The 24,081-nt window shown below is 36.6% G+C and carries 5 protein-coding genes; all 5 read left to right on the forward strand.

Annotated elements, in window-relative coordinates:
* Positions 1-614: 614 nt before the first annotated feature.
* The 5 genes from ACWNT5_RS08755 to ACWNT5_RS08775 all read left to right on the forward strand — a co-directional run bounded on the left by ACWNT5_RS08755 (position 615) and on the right by ACWNT5_RS08775 (position 24,061).
* Positions 615-7,241 carry a glycoside hydrolase family 48 protein gene (locus tag ACWNT5_RS08755; protein WP_456517121.1) on the forward strand — a complete coding sequence of 2,209 codons (6,627 nt, stop codon included), beginning with the start codon at positions 615-617 and terminating at the stop codon, positions 7,239-7,241.
* A 314-nt stretch (positions 7,242-7,555) separates the two neighbouring features.
* The gene (locus ACWNT5_RS08760) at positions 7,556-9,940 is read left to right on the forward strand and encodes a cellulase family glycosylhydrolase (protein WP_456517122.1); all 2,385 of its coding nucleotides are present in this window, start codon (positions 7,556-7,558) and stop codon (positions 9,938-9,940) included.
* Positions 9,941-10,071: 131 nt separating this feature from the next.
* The gene (locus tag ACWNT5_RS08765; RefSeq protein WP_456517123.1) at positions 10,072-17,022 is read left to right on the forward strand and encodes a PKD domain-containing protein; all 6,951 of its coding nucleotides are present in this window, start codon (positions 10,072-10,074) and stop codon (positions 17,020-17,022) included.
* Positions 17,023-17,224: 202 nt separating this feature from the next.
* Entirely contained in the window at positions 17,225-20,620 is a 3,396-nt protein-coding gene (locus tag ACWNT5_RS08770; protein ID WP_456517124.1) for a PKD domain-containing protein, read from the forward strand.
* Positions 20,621-20,815: 195 nt separating this feature from the next.
* Positions 20,816-24,061: an RICIN domain-containing protein gene (locus ACWNT5_RS08775; protein ID WP_456517125.1), complete on the forward strand. Its 3,246-nt coding sequence runs from the start codon at positions 20,816-20,818 to the stop codon at positions 24,059-24,061.
* The last annotated feature ends 20 nt before the right edge of the window (positions 24,062-24,081 follow it).

Here is a 24,081-nt window from a genome sequence, read left to right on the forward strand (position 1 = left end):
ATACTGTCTATGTTTATATGAAGACGTGTTAAGAGGTAGTAAAGGTATCAATGCTCGTACTTTTACATCAGACTTGTTATAACTTTGAGTATCGTTATGATGGTAATCAGATGTTAATAATAAAAAAACGAAAACCAAATCTGATAAAATAAAACATCGATAAACGGAATGATTTAAAATAACACACATTGTGTCACATATTTTCCCTAAAAAATCAATGATACAATTTTAATGACATTGAACTTAAACTAAACTAACTATGCACAAACTCACAACCAAAGAGATACTATTATCTCAAGCGCTATTGTATCTAATAGGATACTTCTGATCTCAAAAACGAAGCGTACATTCTATAGCTGAATTCTCAGAATGATTTTAGACTAATCGGATATTAAGAACCTATAATATTCAGGTAGAATAATTTTAAATTTTAAAATTGGTTAACCAATTCTATCGAGTATTACATTAAAACCAACAAATTCTTTCTAAACCATATCAATTACTAATTAGTCCCAAAAGAAAATTGATTTCACAGCTAGTTTTGTCGTTTCGGTAATGGTAACAAAAAACTTAAAACCTAATCTAAAAACACAATTCTTAAAACTACACTTACAATGAAAAATTTAATTAAAATGGGCACAGTATTCCTATTGTGTTTATTTTGCACACACTTATCCGCACAATTTAATTACGGAGAAGCATTGCAAAAATCTTTGCTTTTTTATGAAACCCAACAATCTGGGGTCTTACCTGACTGGAATAGAATAAGTTGGAGGTCTGATTCTGGAATCAATGATGGAGCAGATGTAGGACTCGATCTAACTGGAGGATGGAATGATGCAGGAGATCATGTAAAATTTGGTTTCCCAATGGCATTTTCAGTCACTGCACTTAACTGGGGGTTTCTAGAATATAAAGATGGGTACGATGCTGCTAATCAAACTGAGCATTTCAAAAGAAACATTAAATGGGTTACAGATTACTTTATTAAATGTCATCCTTCTCCTAATGTATTTTATGCCCAAGTAGCGGATAGTAAATCACAGGACCATAATTTTTGGATGCCAGCCGAGATGGTTGATGTGCATCCTATGTATGGACAACGAAAATCATACGCATTAACAACGGCTAATCCTGGTACAGAAGTAGCTTGCGAGACTGCAGCAGCCTTGGCATCTGCAAGTATTATATTTAAGGATAGTGATCCAGCATATAGTGCGACCTTATTAAGTCATGCTATCGAATTATATGAGTTTGGAGATACTTATAGAGGATTATATACTTCAGAAGGAAATATCCCGGCAGTGGGGACTTATACATCTGGAAACTTTCAGGATGAATTAACTTGGGGTGCACTTTGGTTATATAAAGCAACTGGAGACCAGAAATATCTGGATAAAGCAGAAGCAGAATATACACAGCCAGATTTTTTATGGAGTTTGGTTTGGGAAGACAAGTCATATGGTAATATGGTTTTATTATCCATTATTACTGGAAAAGACATTTACAAAACGGATGCCGAGCGTCATTTAGATTGGTGGCAAGAAGGTAATGGAGGAGTAAACTATTCTCCGGGAGGTCAGGCTCACTTAACACAGTGGGGATCTTTACGTCATGCCATGAATGCTTCGTTAACAGCATTAATATACAGTGATAATGTAAATACTCCAAAAAGCAGCCAATACAAAAATTTTGCAATTAATCAGGTAAATTATGCGTTGGGTGATAATCCTAATAATAGAAGTCTAGTAACAGGTTTCGGTGTAAATCCTCCAACAAAACCGCATCATAGAGGACAGCATTCGAGCTGGTCAAGAAGTAGCGCTAATCCTGTTGAGTCTCGACATACAATGTACGGTGCATTAATGGGAGGACCTGCTAAACCAGATGACTTTTTCGAAGAAGATAGAGATGATTTTCAGGCTAATGAAGTAGCAACTGATTACAATGCTTGTTATCAGGGAGTATTAGCAAGAATGGTTATGGAATTTGGTGGATCACCATTACCTAATTTTCCACAGCCAGAAACTCCAGGATTAGAGTTTGCAAACGAAGTTAAACTCAATAATGATCAAGCAAAATTTACAGAGGTTGCTATCTGGCTTAACAACCGTTCTGGATGGCCAGCAAGAGTTCCGAATACTCTTAAAGCTCGCTACTTCGTAGATATTTCAGAAGGTATAGCAGCTGGATATGCTGCTAGTGATTATGAACTAACAGCTAGAGGAGCTGGAGGAACAACAATTAACGGTCTACAAGAATGGGATGCTGCAAGTAATATTTACTATGCAGAAATAGAGGTGGATCAAGATCAGATGCCATTCCCAGGAGGTCAAGGAGAGTATAGAAGCGAAATACAATTAAGAATTTCTCTTCCTACAAGTGCACCAGAAAGTGCATGGGATGCATCCAATGATTTTTCGTATCAAGGACTAAATAATACTTTAAAAATTTCTGATAACGTACCAATCTATGCAGATGGGGTATTGGTTGGAGGAAAAGAACCAAATGGTGGAGAAATACCAACTGCTTCTTTTACCGCAACTCCAGAATCTGGAACAGCACCGTTAGAGGTTTCGTTTGATGCTTCTTCTTCTTCGGATCCTAACGGAGATGCGTTAACATACAACTGGGATTTCGGAAATGGACAGACTTCATCAGTAGTAGATCCACTTATTACTTATACAGCAATAGGTTCATATTTAGTGACATTAACCGTTAGTGATGGACAAAATACATCTTCAGAATTTACTAGAACCATTACTGTATTAGATGGTAATATTGCTCCTGTAGCAGATTTTACAGCTACACCAACATCTGGTGTTGCACCTGTATCTGTGAATTTTGATGCATCCGCATCTACAGATGAGAACGGAGATTCACTAACCTATATATGGGATTTTGGAGATGGAGAATCTGGTGCTGGGGTAACCATTACACATGAATATGCAGCCATTGGAGAGTATGAAGCGAAACTAACTGTTAGTGATGGAAGTAAAGAAGATAGTAAAACAATTACAATAACTGTTACAGACGGAAGTCCGATTGCTTCTTTTACAGTAAGTACAGATTCAGGAGTTGCTCCTTTGGATGTTACTTTTGATGCTTCAGGATCAGTAGACCCAACGGGTGGTAGCTTAGCATATAGTTGGGATTTAGGTAATGGACAGACCGCTTCTACAGTAAGCACGTCTACTACTTACACACAAATAGGTCAGGTTACAGTGACGCTCACAGTAACAAATGCAGCAGGAGACACAGATGTTGCTACGCAAACGATTAATGTTACTGATGGAAGTACGAGTTGTGCTTTTGATACGCCGATTGCAACACCGTTACAAAATATTAATGATAGATATAACAATGCATTTGTCTTAGGTGAAGGTGGTCCAAGTTTAAGTAATTTTAGGGAGTTCTCTATCAATTGGGACTTGCAGAATAATGGATTGTATGAATTTGCAATGAATACAACAGATGGACAACCAAATTGGTATATCGATCTTAGAGACAATCTTACTCAGACCTTTAATTCGGCTAGTCCTGATGCTGTTCTTGCAGGTACTGGAATCCCAGGTTTTGATGGTGCTTATTGGGTGACAATTGACGAAGGAAGTTTTGTAATGGTTTCTAAAACTGCAGGATATACAATTTACTTTACAAACTCTGATGTAGAACCACAATGTGGTACCGTTACTCCAATTGTAGTTGACGGAGGAACAATTACAGGAGGACCATTTACATTTACCGTTGGAGATGGTATTGCGGATAATGTATCTGGAATAACTTTAGCTGGAGCTGAAGGAACCAATAGTACTTGGGTAATCACCGATGATCTAAACAATATTTTAGGATTACCAGCAACATTAGCAGATGTAGAAGGAGTAGATTTTGATGGTGCTGGTACAGGAGTTTGTTTAATATGGCATTTAAGTTTCGAAGACGGATTACAAGGAGCAGCTGTGGGTAATAATGCAGCGGATCTTGTAGGTGATTTTGACCTTTCGAATTCAATTACCGTAACTAGAAATCCAGTGGCTACGCCAGTTGTTGATGGAGGAACAATTACTGGAGGACCATTTACTTTTACAGTTGGTGATGGTATCGCGGATAATGTATCTGGAATAACTTTAGCTGGAGCTGAAGGAACCAATAGTACTTGGGTAATCACCGATGATCTAAACAATATTTTAGGATTACCAGCAACATTAGCAGATGTTGAAGGAGTAGATTTTGATGGTGCTGGTACAGGAGTTTGTTTAATATGGCATTTAAGTTTCGAAGACGGATTACAAGGAGCAGCTGTGGGTAACAACGCAGCAGATCTTGTAGGTGATTTTGATCTTTCGAATTCAATTACTGTCACTAGAAATCCAGCTTCAAATGAAAATGATTGTTCTTTCGAAACACCAATTTCTACAGCTTTACCAGGTATTGATAACAGATATTCTCATGTTCATGTACTAGGAACAGGAGGTCCAAGCTTAAGCAATTTTAGAGAATTCTCAATTAATTGGGATTTACAAAATACAGGATTGTATGTATTTGCTATGAACACAAATGATGGACAACCAAATTGGTATGTAGATCTTAGAGGTAATTTGACTTATAACTTTAGCGCTGCAAATCCTGAAGCAAGCTTAGCAGGAACAGGAATTGCTGGATTGGATGGAGACTATTGGGTTACTATTAATGAAACTGATTTTGTAATGGTTTCTAAAACAGGAGGATTTACGATATACTTTAGTAATTCTGCTATCGCTCCAGATTGTGATAATAGTGGAGGTAATATTGACCCTGTTGCAGATATTTCAGCAACTCCTATTTCGGGTGATGCACCATTGCTAGTAACTTTTGATGCTTCGGCTTCTTCTGATGCAGATGGAGATGCATTAAGCTATACATGGGATTTTGGTGATGGAAATACAGCCAATGGAGTAACAGTTGAAAATACATTTACTGCTATTGGAACGTATTCAGTAACCTTGGTAGTAGATGATGGAAATGGAGGAACGGACCAAGCTGTTATTACCATTAATGTTACGGATGGTGATATTATCATTACTCCTCCTTCAGATAATGCGTATATCAACAGATTTATAGAGTTACGAAATGAGTTCTATGATCCGGCTAACGGATACTTTAGTGCAGATGGTTCTCCACATCATTCTATAGAAACATTAATTGTGGAGGCACCAGATTATGGTCATGAATCTACAAGTGAATTGTATTCCTATTGGCTATGGTTAGAGGTTATGAACGGAAGAATAACTAAAGATTGGGCACCATTAAGTAACGTATGGGACAAGATAGAACAGTTTATTATTCCTACAACAGCCGACCAACCAACTAATGCAGCTTATAACCCTTCTTCTCCAGCAGCATTTGCAGCAGAATTCCCATTACCAAGTGATTATCCAACTCCGTTAGAGTTTAACGCGCCTGTAGGAGTTGATCCTGTTTCTGCAGATTTAACAGCAACCTATGGACCAGATGTATACCAAATGCATTGGTTATTGGATAATGATAATTTTTATGGATATGGTAATCGAGGAGATGGAGTAAGTACACCATCTTATATAAATACATTCCAAAGAGGAGAGCAAGAATCTGTATATGAAACAATACCGCATCCGTCTTGGGAGTCATTCGATTGGGGTGGATCAGATGGTTTCTTACCATTATTTGTAGAAGATCAGAATTATGCGCAACAATGGAGATATACAAGTGCTCCAGATGCAGATGCTAGAGCAGTACAAGCAATGTTTTGGGCACAATTATATGCCAAAGAACAAGGAGCTAGTTTAGGAAGCTTAGACTTAGATAAAGCTACCAAAATGGGAGATTATTTGAGAATAGCCATGTTTGATAAATATTTTAAGCCCTTAGGAGTACAAAGTGCTTCTAGTGGAGCGGGGTCTGGATATGACAGTGCACATTACTTAATGTCGTGGTACATGTCTTGGGGTGGTTCGGCAGATCCTGCTTCGCAATGGGCATTTAGAATAAGTTCTAGTCATTGCCATTTTGGATATCAAAATCCAATGGCTGCATATGCATTAACACAGGTAAATGAACTAAAACCTCAATCTCAAAATGGAGAAAGAGACTGGAATGAAAGTTTAACTAGACAAATGGAGTTCTATACTTGGTTACAGTCTAAAGAAGGAGCTATCGCTGGTGGAGCTACTAACAGCTGGAACGGTGATTATAGTGTATATCCTTCAGGTAAATCTACATTCTATGGAATGGCGTACGACAAAGATCCGGTATATCATGATCCAGGAAGTGGAACTTGGTTCGGATGGCAAGCTTGGTCTATGGAAAGAGTGGCTGAATATTATTACATTACCAATGATCCAATGGCCAAAAACTTAATGGATAAATGGGTAGCATGGGTAAAAAGCGAAGTAAAACTTATCGGTACGGATGATTTCGAAATTCCGGCTACACTAGAGTGGACTGGAGAGCCTGATACTTGGGACGCTGATAGTCCAGGAAGTAACAATAATTTAAGTGTTACCGTTACGGATTATGGAAAAGATCTAGGAGTTGCAGCTTCTATGGCTAAGGCATTAATTTATTATGCGGCAGCTACTCAGAAACATGCTACTTTTGATACAGATGCCAGAGACCTTGCTAAAGAAGTGCTTGATAGAATGTGGAATACCTATAGAGACGATAAAGGAGTATCTTCTCCTGAAGATAGAGGTGATTTCGCAAGAATCTTCGAGCAAGAAGTATATGTTCCAAATGGTTTTACAGGAACGATGCCTAATGGCGATGTGATCGAACCAGGTGTTTCATTTTTGGATATAAGATCTGATTATAAAAATGATCCAGAATTTGATAGACTTCAAACAGCTTATAATGCTGGAGAAGAATATACACAACGTTACCATAGAAGTTGGGCTCAGATAGAAGTTGCTTTGGCTAATGCTGAGTTTGGATTCTTCTTTTCAGATCAAGAGCCAGGAACTAAGGCTCCAGAAGAAGTGCTTAAAGTAACAGCGACTCCAAATCCAGCTTCAGAGTTTATCAATATCACAACTAATTTTGATATGAAAAATACGAGAGTTAGAATAATTGATATTGCTGGAAATGTGGTAAGAACAGAATCGCTAGTGAATAAACAAAAGTCGACTAGACTTTCAGTAAATGAATTACCTACTGGAATGTATATTTTAGAAATTTACGATATTCTTTCAGGAGATAAATTCAGAGATAAAATTATTAAAAATTAAAGTCCAAAACGAGAGAGGTAGTATATGCCTCTCTCTACTTTTTTTTGCCATATAAAAGAAGAAGATATAGTGATAGCTATTTATTTTAATCAATTTGATGAAGAAATTGGTTATCACTATATCTACACTTCTAAAATCTAAATACATAATCAATAAAGATATTTTAGAATATTAGAATTTACTGATAAAATCAGCCACTTAACTTTTATCAATAGTAAAATAAGATGTTACTAATAAGTATCACTCCGTGTTCTGAAAAACTCTAGATGATCAAATTTCATCTCAGATCAAAAACAATAAAAAACTAACTACAAATGAAACAATTTATAAACTACACGATAGCACTGCTATTGCTTTTAGGTAATATGTCAGGTGTCTATGCACAACAACAAAACTGGCTTTCGGTTTCTGGGAATAAATTATTCGATTCCACAGGAAAGGAAGTAAGACTTACTGGGGTAAATTGGTTCGGTTTTGAAACACAAACCTATTTTCCTCATGGAATTTGGAGTCGTGATATGAAAAGCGTACTCCAGCAAATCAAAGATTTAGGATTCAATACCATTAGAGTACCCTGGTCTAATGAAATGCTAAACCCAAGTTCTACGATTAGCATCAATTCTTATGGGACTGATGCCTATACTGGAATTTCTCCTATGAATGAGGAAGAATCACAAATCACCAAACCAATAGAACTCATGGATATTTTGGTGCAATGGTGTCAGGATAATGATATTAAAATTGTATTAGATAATCATTCCAGAGCAGCAGATGGATACTTAATAGAAGATCTTTGGTATACTAATGAATATTCAGAACAAAGATGGATTAATGATTGGCTATTCATGGCTGAGCGTTATAAAAACTATTCGGCTGTGGTAGGTATGGATTTAAATAATGAACCTCATGGATCTTCTTGGGGTAATAGCAATCCAGCTACCGATTGGAATAAAGCTGCAGAACGATGTGGAAATGCGATTTTGGAGGTAAATCCTAATGTGTTAATCATTGTAGAAGGCGTTGGTGAGTTTGAAGGAAATTCCTATTGGTGGGGAGGACAATTAATGGGAGCAAGACAATATCCTGTACAATTATCAAACCCTTCGAAATTAATGTATTCTGCTCACGAATATGGACCAGAAGTGGCACCTCAAGATTGGTTTGAAGCAGCTTCATTTCCTCAAAACATGCCACCAATATGGACAGAAAACTTTCATTATTTATACGAAGAAGAAACATCTCCATTATTTATTGGAGAGTTTGGAATTAAAGATCAAGATGCCTTTGGTGGTGTAGCTTTTACTTGGTTTACAGAATGGGTTGATTTTATGGGAAGTATATATTCCTGGACATTTTGGACGATGAATCCAAATTCAGGAGATACGGGTGGAATATTACAAGATGATTGGACTACTGTAAATGAATGGAAAATGGATGTGCTTCGACCACACTTCGCACCATTTATTCCAAATGTTATTGGGGGCACAGGTAATTTACCACCTTCTGCTAGTTTTACAAATGATCTTAGTTCTGGTAATGCACCATTAACAGTACAATTTGATGCTTCTCAATCTTCAGATCCCGATGGTGATACACTATCGTATTCTTGGAATTTTGGGGATGGAACCACAGCTACTGGTGTTAGCATTTCACATGTTTTTGACACATCTGGTAGCTATCAGGTAAGTTTAACAGTTAGTGATGGTTCTTTGAATGATACAACTAGTAAAACTATAACTGTAAATGATGATACTACTCCAATAATTACAGCAAGTATTTCGGTAGATAGTAATTCTGGAATAGCTCCTGCGACAATTACTTTTGATGGATCAGGTTCTACATCATCAGATGGAAGCAGTTTATCATACAACTGGGATTTTGGTGATGGTACTTCTGGTACTGGGTCTATTGTAAGTCATGAATACACAACGGCAGGGGATTACATAGCTATATTAACAGTAACAAACACTGATGGAATTTCGGATACGGATCAATTAACGATAACCATTACAGGATCAGGTAATGGAGGTGATTGTACATTCGGTGCTCCATTAGCAAATCCGCTACCAACCATTGCTAATAATTCTTATTCTAATATTTACGTATTGGGATCTGGAGGCCCAGACTTAAGCAATGTGACTAATTTTACAATCAACTGGGATCTACAAAATAATGGATTATGGCAATTCTCTATGAATACCAATAATGGAGTTCCAAGTTGGTGGAATGATCTTAAAAACAATGTAACTAGTCAAAATTTTAATTCAGCACAGCCAAGCATAACACTTTCTGGAACTGGATTTGCAAATCTTGATGGGGCGTACTACGCAACACAAGATGGTCAAAATTTTGCTCTAGTAGCTAAGGATAAAACCTACACCATCTATTTTAGCAATAGTGATACGGCACCTAATTGTACAGATCAATTAAGAAAGCCTGAAGAAGATACTAGTATTGAAATCAAAGCTTATCCAAATCCTGTTTCTGATAAATTAATAATATCGTCTAATAGTATTCTTAAAACCAATCAGGTAGATATTGTTGATGTAACTGGGAAAGTACTGAAAAAGGTTTCTTTAAACAAAGACATAAATACTAATTTTATTGAAGTAGATCTGGTAGATTTAAAATCAGGAATTTACTTTTTGAAAATCAGAAACCAAAAAGAAACAATCACAAAACAGATTATAAAACAATAATAAAATCATCAAAGGAAAGAGATTATTACCTTCCTTAACTCCTTAGTCTCTTTCCTTTTTTATAGCATTCAAAAACAGCTTTTTTTAAATAAAAAGTACAACAAAACAATTCAAAAAACTCACAACTTATTATGGGACCAACACCAAAAAATAAGTGTGGATGGCTCGCGTATTTTAAAAATGTACGTAAAACGCTTTTTTACACAATAGGAGTTCTCATTTTATCTGGTCTGGTAGCACTATCTTCATTCAATATGATGTATGATGGTACTGCCGGTCCGGAAATGACAACACAAACCTGGCCTGCAGGAACTTTTCTGGCCAACTTTCCGGAAGGGGATAGAATTAATACCTACCATCGCAATTACTTAATGATTAATGGGCAAGCTGGAACAGGAGTTTGGGATATCTCTAATCCTACGGCTCCAAAAAGAGTTCAGTTTAGCGATGCGGCAAATAATGGACATCGATGGTGGAAACTAGATGGCGATCTTTTTTATAGAGAATATTCTGTGCCAGAAGTGGAGGGTACAGGTTATAAATATCTGGATCTTTCTGATATGTTAGATCGTAAGCCTGTTACTTCTTCGGATATACTGTATACTGTTCAAGACGGACAGTCTAACTATGATAATTTAGAGACGTTTCCGCATACAATTAATGGTAGTAGAGTATTCGACATGCGATCAGGAGTGCAGGTAGATGATATACCTGTTTCGGTCTCACTACCAGATGTAGTAGTGCGTGTAGGGAATTATGTCTTTTATGCTCCTCAAACTGGCGATATTAGTGTTTTCGATTTTGGAAACCCTGATGACATTAAGTTTTTAGGATCTTTTGGTGGAGATATTCCACATGAACAATATAGCACGGGAATTCAACTTTGGAGAAACTATCTGGTTTTCATGAGTGGGAACCAAGGTCCTGATGCATTAGTAGGTTTTGATATTAGTGATCCTACAAATGTAAAAAGAGGATTTAGCTTGCATTCTGATCAGATTACTTTAGGGAGATACATGATTTTTCAAGATGAATATGGTTTTTCTGGAAGGTTTGATAGGGGGGTGAAGTTCAATTTTGAAACGATGGAAATTGAACAAGAATTTATACCTCCTTCTAGTGATGAGACACTACAGTTCATAGACAATCAATGGATGCCAATCGGACATATTTTGGTAGCTAGTGGAGATGATAAGACATCAATTTTTGCACACCAAGATGGTTTAGATACTAAAGCTCCATCTGTTGGACATCATTTCCCAGTAGCAGGAGCAATTAATCAGCCTGTTACCACAACTATTGGTTTTGTAATTAACGAAACTCTAAATGATCTTACTCTTAATGATCAAACGATTCAGGTAAGTCCGTTAGGTGGTCAGCCGATTAAAGGAGATATAACAACTACCTCTTATCAAGTTATTAATTATGCCCCAAAAGAAAAGTTATTACCTAATACTACGTATGAAGTAAAGTTTGTAGAAGACGGAATAAAAGATGCTGTTGGTAACGGAATGGAAGAATACACATTTTATTTCACTACAGGAGGAGATTCTTCTAACCAATCTCCAGAAGTTACTAATATAGAATTGAATATTCCATCACCAATAATTGTGGGGACTAATTTAGAGTTTACCGTAAATGCCACAGATCCCGACGGTAATTCATTGAACTACCGATGGGATTTTGGTGATGGTTCTCCGAAAACAGATTGGATTGGTAATACTACAAATCACATTTTTACCGAAGCAGGAAACTACACTGTTCAGGTACAGGTTTCTGATAATAATGGGGGATTTGCAGTAGCATCTCAGTCAATAGTGGTGACCAATAATATAGCAGGTAGTGGACCAAAGCAATCAAGTCCAATTATAGTGGATGAGGATAATAGAATTGTATGGTCTGTCAATCCAGATAATAATTCAGTTACACTTATAAATGCTGATAATTTTTCGATTATAGACGAAGTTACTGTAGGAGAGGATCCAGTAAATATAGCATTGGACACTAATAATAATGCTTGGATCACCTGTAGAGATTCGGATGAACTCTATATTCTAAATAATCAAGGTATTCTTATAAAGAAAATAGCTTTAGATAGAGGATCTAGACCTTACGGTATTGTATTTACTCCAGATGGCACTCGTGGTTTTGTTTCTGCTTTTGGATCAGGAGAATTGATAGAGGTTAGCGCTGTCACAAACACTCTTGTATCTTCAATCGCTATAGGAAATACGCCAAGAGCACTTGCTATAACAGGTGATAGCGAAAAGTTATTAGTAACAAGATTTATATCACCAGATCAGGAAGGTCAAATATGGGAAGTAGATCTATCTACTTTTACTCTTCGAAATACCATTGGGTTAGCATTGGATGACTTTACAGTGGATAACGGTAATGAAGGTAGAGGATTGCCTAATTATATTGCTGGAATTAGTATTCATCCAGATAACAATACAGCTTGGTCTGTAGCAAAAAAAGACAATACATTACGAGGTTTGGCTAGAGATGGAAAAACATTAACTTTTGATAATGTGGTACGAACTGCAATATCACCTCTTAATCTAACGACCAGCACCGAGATCCTTCAGAATAGGCTAGATATTGATAATCATGGTCAGCCTTCTTCGGCATTGTTTAGTCCTACAGGAAATTATCTTTTTATCACGATGCAAGGTAATAACCGAATCGTAGTTATTGATCCTAAAACCGGTTTAGAACTAAATAAAAAAGATGTAGGTAAAGCACCTCAGGGAATGGTGTTTGATCAAGCTACGAATCGATTATTTGTGAAGAACTTTATGGATCGGACGGTTACCGTATTTGATGCGGATCAAATGGTTACACAAGGAACAACGCTCTTAGAAGAAATAGCAACAATTCATACGGTTACTCAAGAATTATTAAGTGCTGAGGTTCTTAAAGGGAAGCAAATATTTTATGATGCTGCCGACATCAGAATGGGAACAGATGGTTATGTAAGTTGTGCTAGTTGTCATATCGATGGAACCCAAGATGGAAGAATCTGGGATTTTACAGATCGTGGAGAGGGACTTCGTAATACTATTTCTTTAGTTGGTCGAGCAGGAACTGGTCATGGAAGAGTACATTGGAGTGCCAACTTTGATGAGATTCAAGATTTTGAGAATGATATTCGTTTTCATTTCAAAGGGCAGGGATTTATAGATAATGCTACTTTTAATGAAGGTACTACAGCATTAACTTTAGGAAGTCCAAAAGCAGGTAAATCTCCTGATTTAGATGCTTTAGCAGCATATATTGAATCTTTAAATCAATTTGACCCAAGTCCATACCGAAATCAAGATGGTTCCTTGACCGCCGATGCAGTAGCTGGAAAATCAATTTTCGCAGATCTGCAATGTATGTCATGTCATGGTGGAGATAATTTTACAGATAGTCCATCCGGAAAATTACACGATGTCGGGACTATTATTGCTACAAGTGGGAATCGTTTAGAAAAATCATTGTTAGGGATTGACGTTCCAACGTTAAAAGATGTTTGGGCTACTGCGCCATATCTTCATGATGGATCTGCTCCAACAATTAGAGATGTACTAACGACCTATAATCCAAATGATGCACACGGAGCGGTATCTACATTGAGTGCTAGTGAAATTGATCAACTAGAAGCATATATCAAGCAGATAGATGGTTCAGAGTCCGCGATAGCAGGAACTCAACTATTAGAAATATCTTCTCCAGTTGATGGAGCTCAAATTGATACTTCGGATGCTGTAAGACTAGCTGTAAATACCAATATTACGGATGTTTCTAAAATCGAATATTATATAGATGATGATTTAATAGGAAGTGTAACAACCTCTCCTTATGAAATGGATTGGAATCCTTTGATTTGGAAAACATATAGAATTACAGCAAAGGTTTTCTATAATGAGGGCAAAACAGCTTCGATTACACCAGAAATTCAAGTAAACTACAAGAATACGATCAAAGTGATGTTTGTAGTAGGAGATAAGGACAACCTTTCTAATGAAGATCAGCGTATAAAATCCAGATTAGAGCAAAAATTAGGATTTGCAATTACGTTGTTTTCCGATGAAGAAGCTACCAGTCCTCAATCTGCTAATCCTTTTGATTTAGTATTAATTTCCTCTTCCGTAGATCCTAGAGAACTAGGGAATGATCTGGAAGGTGCACGTGTGCCATTAATGACATGGAATCCTTTTATGTATGGAAAACTAAGAATGACTTCAGGACCATTAAATTCTGGTTTTGGAATTACCTCTGAAGGGTTTTCTAAGGTTACCATTGCAGATACAGATCATCCAATGGCAGCTGGTGCTGATGCGCAAACTGCTTTATATGGAATCACTCAGAGTTTACCATTCGGGAACCCATCTGATGAAGCTATTATTGTGGCAAAAGCTGGAACGCAACCCATTTTGTTTGGATACGAAGCCAGTATTTCAATTCCATCAAGAAGAACAGCCTTTCCATTAAGAGATCAGTTTATGCATTTACTAACCGAGCAAGGGCTTAAAATGTTTGATGCTGCGGTTATCTGGACATTACATGGCGGTGATGCTAATACTCCAATAGGACCACTGCCAGATATCTTCTTTACATCTCCAGTAGATGGGCAAATGGTGAATGCTCCAATAACCATCAATTTTGAAACAGAAGGTTGGGAATTACCTTCACAGCAATATAAACTTCGATTTAAAATAGATGGTCAGGACAGAGGATTGATTGATGCTGAAGGTCCTCATGCAGATGGAACAGCTTTATCGGAGGGTCCTCATGAATTAACCTTGCAAATGGAACGTAGTGATAACTCAGTTACAGATCTGGGAGAAACAATTACGGTAATTGTCACCAAAGATCAATTACCTCAAGACCCTACGGTTATGATACAATCTCCATCTGATGGCGGATTGGTAGGTCCGGATTTTGAAATAGAGTTTACCACATTCTTATGGGATATTGCTCCTAATGGTCAGCATATTAAATATTTTATTGATAATGTAGAACAAGGTTCGGTGTATATAGTAGCACCAATTGCCATAACAAATCTTACTGAAGGAGAACATGCCATAAAACTAGTAAGAGCTGCTGCAGATGGAGAAATAGTTGGTGATCCTACCGAGATTACGATTACTGTAGATGAAAGATTTGGAGATTTACCAGATACAGATTTCAGTGTAGAATATCGTGATAATAGTTCAGGAGTTGCTACTGTAGAATTAAAACCAGTATTCCAAATTGTAAATGAATCTAATCAAAGTGTTTCGTTAGACGATTTCAAAATAAGATATTGGTTTACTCCAGAACATGATATTCCGATGAATTTTAATATTGACTATTCACAACCTATTGGTGTTAATGGTACTTTTGGAATTCAGGATAGTGAGCATTATCTAGAAGTAGGTTTCTCTGCATCATCAGGGAATATCAATGCAAATGGTAAGTCGGGACAGATACAAACCAGATTACATCATGCAGGATTCCAAACACATAATCAGAGTAATGATTTTTCTTACGATGGATCTAAAACTTCGTTAAAACCACATGTACTCGTAACATTGTACTATCAAGGAGTATTAGTTTGGGGATTAGAACCAATTTCGGGAGACAATACCAATAGAAGTCCTGATGCAGTGATAACGAATAATGTTAGTTCTGGAGAAGCTCCATTAGCTATTAGTTTTGATGCTAGTAATTCTACTGATCCAGATGATGATATACTTTCTTATAGTTGGGATTTTGGAAATGGAGATACAGCTACAGGAGTAACTACTTCATATACATATCAACAGGTTGGAACCTATCAAGTGGTACTTACAGTAGATGATGGCAATGGAAAGACAGATACCGATACTCAGACAATAGAAGTACAAAGTACCTTACCTGGATTGGAAGCTAATTTTACGGCTACGCCAGTTTCTGGAGATGTTCCGTTACTAGTCAGTTTTGATGCTTCAAGTTCTGTTTTCCCTTCAGGATCTAGCATTGATTATTTATGGGATTTTGGAGATGGCAATACTAGTAATTTAGAAACCCCTTCGCATACTTATACTTTAGCTGGATCTTATGCTGCTACTTTAACCATTAGTGATGGAGTACAATCGGATACATCGTTACCAATGACAATTGCTGTTTTGGAAGGAAATGTAGCTCCTGAGGCAAGTTTTGATACTTCTGTAACTACAGGAATAGCTCCATTGATCGTAGCTATGGATGCATCAGCATCTTCAGATGCAAATGGAGATGCTTTAGAATATGTATGGGATTTTGGCGATGGTTCTGCGGGAAATGGTGAAACTGTGAATCATACATATACTATAGAAGGAGTATATACAATTACATTGACGGTGAGTGATGGTTCTTTGTCAGATAGTGTAATACAAACTATTACTGTGACCCAGCCATCATCTGGTAATGATTGTAGTTTTGGGGCACCAATGAGTGCCGCATTACCAACCTTAGCTAATATTTCCTATGATAAAGTTTATGTGCTAGGTCAGAATGGTCCAGATTTGAGTAACGTAACCAATTTTACAGTCAATTGGGATTTACAAAATAATGGATTATGGCAACTTTCTATGAGCACAAATAATGGAAATCCAGGATGGTGGATAGATTTGAAAGCTGCTATTACCAGCCAAACATTTGGGCAAGTGGGGCCTGATATTGTTTTGTCTGGAACTGGAATATCAAATTTTGATGGTGCTTATCTGGTAACCATGGATGGAGATAATTTTGTTCTGGTCTCTAAAAGTGGAGAATATACCATTTATTTTACGAATCAGAGTGACATTCCTGACTGTCAAAATAAAGAAAATGATCCTTCATTGTCAGAACAATCTTTAAGTGTAACTGCTTTTCCAAATCCGGTAACAGATTATCTATTATTAGATAGTAATTACAGTTTTAAAGATGCCTTCATTCGTGTGGTTGATATTAGTGGAAAAACAATATCATCTAGATATGTTCAAGACAATATAAAAGAAATGAAACTTGATATGACTTCGGTTCAGTCAGGTATGTATTTTATTCAGATTCAAGTAGACAGAAAAACAATAATTAAACAGATTGCCAAATAAATGTGAAACTGTTGGGTGTCAAATTCTTCATAGGCATCCAACAGTTATCTAAAACATCAAACTAAAGAAGTAAAAGTGATCGTTGATCCAGGACTAAAAAGGGGAATGTCTTGTGATTAAATGATGCTGTGTTGATAGTTGGAGTACAAAAGATACAATTCAAAAAACAACAAATTTAAAAACTCAACTAATCTATTTTAAGATGAAAACTAACATTAGCACAATAACATTTCTATGCTTACTATTTTTTGGTATGGAATCGTTTTCGCAAAGAATGCCATCATCAGACTTTGTCTACACGGATGGTGAGAAATTTATGCTAGACGGAAGGCCCTACTATTTTTCTGGGGCCAATGTATATGACTTTTTTACTTATGGTTCTTCTAGCGGTGATATCGAAACGCAATTTATGGACAAAGATCGCATTGATGAACATATGCGAAGGTTATATGAAAATGGAGTGAGAGTAGTACGACTATGGGGTTTTAGCCACGAGGATTGGCATGGATTCGAACCTCAAAAAGGAGTCTACAGTGAAGGACAATTTTCACTATTTGATTATGTGATCAAATCTGCAGAAGCAAATGGAATTAAACTGATCGTGGCTTTAGAAAATTACTGGAATGATTACGGAGGCATCAAAGATCGACTCAAATGGGAAGGTATCGAGGTAGAAGGAGCAGGAACGCATGATCAAGGACAGTTCTTTACAAATGCTTCTGCTATTCAGGGGTATAAGGATTATGTAGAATATTTTCTTACTCGTGTTAATCACTACGATGGTGTAGAATATAGAAATGATCCTACAATTCTCGCTTGGGAGTTGATGAATGAACCAAGATATCAGGGATTTGGAGATGATGTAACTTCGGATGTATTGAGAGCATGGGTAGATGATATGGGAGCCTTTATTAAAGCAATTGATTCCAATCATTTATTAAGCACAGGTTTAGAAGCACACGGAACTCGCTATGGATTTGGTGGAGATGAAGGAAATGATTTTATCAAAATTCATCAATCGCCTTATATCGATTTTGCTTCTGCACATCCCTATATTCGTGAGAGTTGGTCCAATTTCACATTAGAAGAAACCTTAAAACTAGTCTGTGATTGGGCTGATGAATCTCATCAAATTCTAAAGAAACCATTATACATCGGAGAATTTAATGTTGAAATTCAAGAGCGATACGAATGGTGGGAAGAAATGTATGGGTTCATAGAACAAAAAAAGATTGGTGCTAGTGCGTTTTGGTGGTTTCCAGATAACAATACACCAAGGGATAAATTCGGAGTTTTTGAAGGAGATGTAGAAGTGGCTATTTATAAAGAGCATTCGCTTAAAATGGAAGCAATGTCTGGAGGAGAAGCTATCTATTTGTCATTAATGTCTCCAAAATCTGGTGATAAATATGTTTCAGGAAGTACAGTTCATATAGAAGCAAACTTATTAAATGAAAGTAATAATGTTCTTAAGGTAGAATTTTTTAGTAATGGAGAATTAGTAGGTGAAGATACAACAGCACCTTATGAATTAGATGTAACTGGCTTGCCAGATGGAAATTATCAAATTACATCTGTAGCGAAAGGAATCAATGGTGTTACCAAAACATCAACTCCAAGAAACATTCAAATTGGTGGAGATGGAATTCTAACATTGGAGTATAAGGATGCTTCAGAAGGAGCAGTTACCAATATTATCAAACCACATTTTAGAATTTTTAATAATTCTTCGGAAGATGTTGCATACGCTGATCTAAGTATTCGCTATTGGTTTGAAACAGAAACGGATTTACCGCTGAATTTCTTTGTGGATTATGCAATGATCGGTAGTAATAATGTAAAGGGACAAATCGTAAATACCGAAGGGAATAATCATTATTTGGAGATTACTTTTGATCCAGCAGCAGGTATGCTTGGAAGAAGTGATGGTTCTGGTAGAATGGAACCCAAAATAGCCAATAGTAATTGGTCGGATACGGATCAATCTAATGATTACTCGTATGACGGAACCAAAAAAGAATTTGCGCCTTGGGATCAAGTAGCATTATATCTCAATGGAAAGTTAGTAAGTGGTATCGAACCAGGCGGAAGTAATGCTCCCTTAGCAAGAGTAACTGCAACACCAGTTTCAGGCTTTGCACCATTGTTAGTAGATTTTGATGCTTCAGCTTCTAGTGATCCTAATGGTGACACACTATCGTATGCTTGGGATTTTGGAAATGGAGATACCGCAGTTGGAGTGACTACATCTTATGAATTTACACAAATAGGAGATCAATTAGTAACACTTACCGTAACTGATCCTGATGGAAACACTAATAGTACTACAATAACAATAGAAGTACTAGATGCTAATCAAGCTCCGATAGCTCAATTTACATCAGATGTTGATCTTGGAATTGCCCCATTATTGGTAAGCTTTGATGCGTCTGGGTCTTCCGATCCTGATAATGATGTATTAACGTATTCATGGGATTTTGGAAATGGTGATACAGCTACTGGAATTACTACCGATTATGAATTTATAAATCCAGGAGTCTATGAAGTCAAGCTTACAGTAAGTGATGGGAAATTAGAGGATATGATTACTAAATCAATAACCGTTTCCGATGGAAGCCTTATTGTTGACTTTGTAGCAGATAATCAATCAGGGTCTGCTCCTTTGGTAGTAAGTTTCGACGCATCAGCATCTTCTGACCCATTAGGGAATCCACTTTCATACACTTGGGATTTTGGAGACGGTACTACCGGAAATGGAGTTAGTATTGCACATACATTTGATAGCATTGGAACATATCTAGTTTCATTAACGATCGATAATGGTGTTGGACAAACAGCTACAAAATCGCTAGAAATTTCTGTTACTGATGCACCTAGTGGTGATTTAGTACTAGAATATATTGATGGAGGGAGAGGAAATGCAACGGATAATATGATCAATCCACATCTCAGAATAGTAAATAATGGAGGCCAATCGGTATCTTTTGAAGAGCTAAGCATTAGATATTGGTTTACTTCAGAAGATAATAATGATCTTAATTTTTGGTGTGATTGGGCACAACTAGGAACTAATCTTGTGAATGGTACTTTTGGTCAGGATAGAGGTATGGATTATTTAGAAATTACTTTTGATATCGGTGCTGGAGTATTAGATCCTTCTCAAAATTCCGGACCTATTCAAACTCGTTTTGCCAAAGCAAACTGGAGTGCCTTTAATGAATCAGATGATTATTCATATCAATCTGCTGGAATAGCGTACGAATCAAATCAAAATATAACCCTATATAGCAATAATAACTTGGTTTGGGGTGTAGAACCATCCTCTTCTTTGGTGGCATCAAGAATTTTTGATGAGATTAAGGTGTTTCCAAATCCAACAAAGGATTTTGTCAACCTTTCAGGTCTTGAATCTCTAAAAAATCCAGAATATAAGCTGACTGATTTTGTTGGAAACGTCATCAAAACAGAAAAACTAAAAGAGCAACAAAAGCAAGTGTCTATCTCATTTCAAGGATTGCATCAAGGAATTTATGTTCTTGAAATAAAAGATACAGAAAGCAATCAAACCATTCTAAAGAAAATTTTTGTAAACAGATAACTCAGATATCAGGTATTTCAGGAAAAATTATGAAGAATAGGAACAATTAAAAGCTTCCTAAGATTGTCTTCTCTTGTCATAATTTTTTCTGGAATACTTAACGAATTCTTCAATAAACAATACGATTACTAAAACTATAACGTCGGAAAGCTAGAGTAGAACTAACTTTCGGGCAACTAAACTCAACTAACAGTCATGAAAAATTTTAAAACTCTCTTAAGGAGGTATGTTTTGGTGTTTTTAATCGCCATCGTATCTTCTGTAAATGCTAAAAACATTTACGTATCGAAAAACGGGAATGATTCTAATCCCGGAACACAAGCCAAACCTTACAAAACTATTTCAAAAGCATCTTCAGTTGCGCAACCAGGCGATGTTATTGTTATTGGAGGAGGTACCTATGAAGAAGTCATTAGACCAGCTAGGTCGGGGCAAGCTGGTCAACCGATTACATATACTTCAAAACAAGGAGAAAAGGTGATCATCAGTGCGATGCAGGCGCTTAGCGGTTGGCAAAAAGACAATGGAGCTATTTACAAAACCAAAATAAATTGGGATTTAGGACAAGAAAACTTTGTTTTAAATGGAAATACAGCGATGGATTTAGCTAGATGGCCTAATAATACAGATGGAGATCCTTTTACATTAAATTCTCGTAGAAATGATGGAGGTAGTGGAAGCAATGTCGTTAACGGAGCTTTTTTAACCTCTTCACAAATACCTAATATTAATTGGTCAGGAGGATCCGTTTTCTTTTATGGTGATAAACCTGGATCAGGGTGGATTGCCTGGAAAGCATTTATTAATAGTAGTTCTTCAGGAAGGGTGAATTTTACACTTGATAAAAATCCTGCATGGATTAGAACGTTTCATGCTCCAGCTGATAAAGGAGATTTTTATTTAGAAGGAGTAAAAGGGGCTCTAGATTATCAAAATGAATGGTGGTTTAATAAGCAAACAAAGGAACTATTTGTGCAAATGCCAGGTGGGCAGGCACCAGTTAATGGGGTTGTGCAAATGAGAAGAAGAACAACAACTGTAGATCTAAGTGGAAGAAGTTTTATTCATATCAGAAACCTCGCTGTTTTTGGAGGATCGATTAATATGCCTAGAAATTCAAACAATAATGTGATTTATGGTGTTTCTTCTTTCTATGGGAATCATACACAAGGAGTTCAAAAAGGTTTTTCCGCCAATAAACAAAGCGTTTTAATGGAAGGGAATAATAATACTATAGAGCGTTGTGAGATAGCTTTTGGAGCTGCTAATGGTATCAAAGTAAGTGGCGATAAAAATAGAATCCTTAATTCTAGAATTCATGATTTTAATTATATCGGATCTTATGATGCACCTATAAATGCTAGAGGTGGAAAAAATACACTTTTCAAAGGAAACACAATTTTTAGAGCCGGAAGAGATGGTATTCAATTCTTTAATAATAGAAGTGAGTTTGCCTATAATGATGTATACAGATCAAACTTAATTAATGATGATTGTGCCTTGCTGTACACGGTAGGTGGACCGCATTATGGAGAGATTCATCATAATTGGTTTCATGATAGTGAAGGTAGAGGAAAATTAAGAAAAGCTGCAGCCATATATTTGGATAATGATGCAGAAGCATTTTCGGTACATCATAATGTAGTATGGAATGTAGAGTGGACTGGAGTCCAGATTAATTGGAATGGTAAAGACATTGATATTTTTAATAATACTTTAGTTAAGACAGAAGGAGGAGCAATGGGAGCTTGGCATAAGCCAGGAACAGCATTTTCAAATGTAAAAGTTTGGAATAATATTGCCGATGTTAGAACTGAAGATGACCCTTCTACACAGGAAGACGAAGGTACTTTTGAAAGAGATGCAGATAAACAAAATAATGTAATTACTAAATTAGGATATACGAACTACAACGGAAATGATTTTACGTTAAGGTCAAACTCCCCAGCCGTAAATGCTGGTAGAAGAATATCAGGTATAACCGATGGTTTTGTAGGATCTGCACCAGATGCCGGGGCATATGAATATGGAGGAACAAAATGGGTTCCTGGAATCAACTGGAATGCAGATTTAGGTCCTACAGGAAATGGATGCTATGGACTACCAGGAGAAGATTGTAATGTTAGTACTACTCCTGATGAGGTTACTTTTGTAAATCCAGCAACGACTATTCAACCACAAACTTCCTACGATTTTAAAGTGAATTATAGTGCTTCCATGAATAGAGAAATTGTGGTAGAATTTTGGTCATCAACTGGCTGGTTAGGTCAGCAGATGGTTACCGTGAATGCAGGAACAGGAACGGCAAATGTTACCGTTGATTTAGCATCTGCACCAACTCCAGGTACTGGATATATCTACAAAGCACATATAAGACCAGTAGGAACTACTTGGCAAGAAGCTATCGATAGAGATCAGGTAGAAAATGTAACTGTTGCGAACCAAACATTTGCAGATAAGGTTTCCTTTAGCAATGCACCAACTACTATTGTACAAGCTACTTCATATTCATTTGATATTAATTATGAAGCTTCTACTACCAGAGATATCATCGTAGAGTTCTGGTCATCTACAGGTTGGATTGCACAACAAAATGAGCAAGTTGCCAAAGGTTCAGGTACAAAAACAATTACTGTTAACCTACCTAGTTTGCCTGCAGCAGGAAGCGGATATGTTTATAAAGTTCATATCAGACCATTAAATTCCTCTTGGCAAGATGCTATTGCGAGAGATCAGGTAAATAATGTGACAGTAAATGCTCGTTTTACTCAGTTGATTCCAAATGGTATTTATCATATAGAATCTCCTCAGAATAATGAAAGATTATTAGCTCGTGCCTTAGAAAGTCATAGTGCTAGAATGCATAAACCAGCAAATTTTGATGATCAGAAATGGGAGATTAAGCATGTGAGTGATAATTCATATACGATTAGGAATGTGGGGACTAATAGATATTTAGAAGTTCCTTATGCTCGTTGCGAAAATGGAACTAATGTTGCCACATGGACCGATAATGTAGATTCACATAAAAAATGGAAAATCGTTACGAATGGCAACGGTATTTATGGGATAAAACCAATGCATTGTTTATCGAGAGGTTTGGACAGAGCAGGAGGAGCAGTTGGAGCAAACGCTATTATCTGGAATTATAGTAGTACCAATGCAAATCAAAAGTGGAAGATTTTATCTGTTGGAAACAGACAGGATCCTACATCAGATGATTCATTATTAGCAGTATATCCAAATCCATCTAAAGAATCGATTGCTATTCTAGGAGTTGAGGTTAATGATATTGTTACCATTTATGATATCACTGGTAAAACCATTAAGAAAGCGAAACTTACTTCTGTAGATGAATTGATATCAATTTCAGATATGGAATCTGGAGTCTATATCTTATCTGTCTTCGGAAAGAGTAAAACACAATTCGTAAAAGAGTAAATCAGCTAATTAGATTAATT

This window comes from Aquimarina sp. 433, assembly GCF_054054605.1.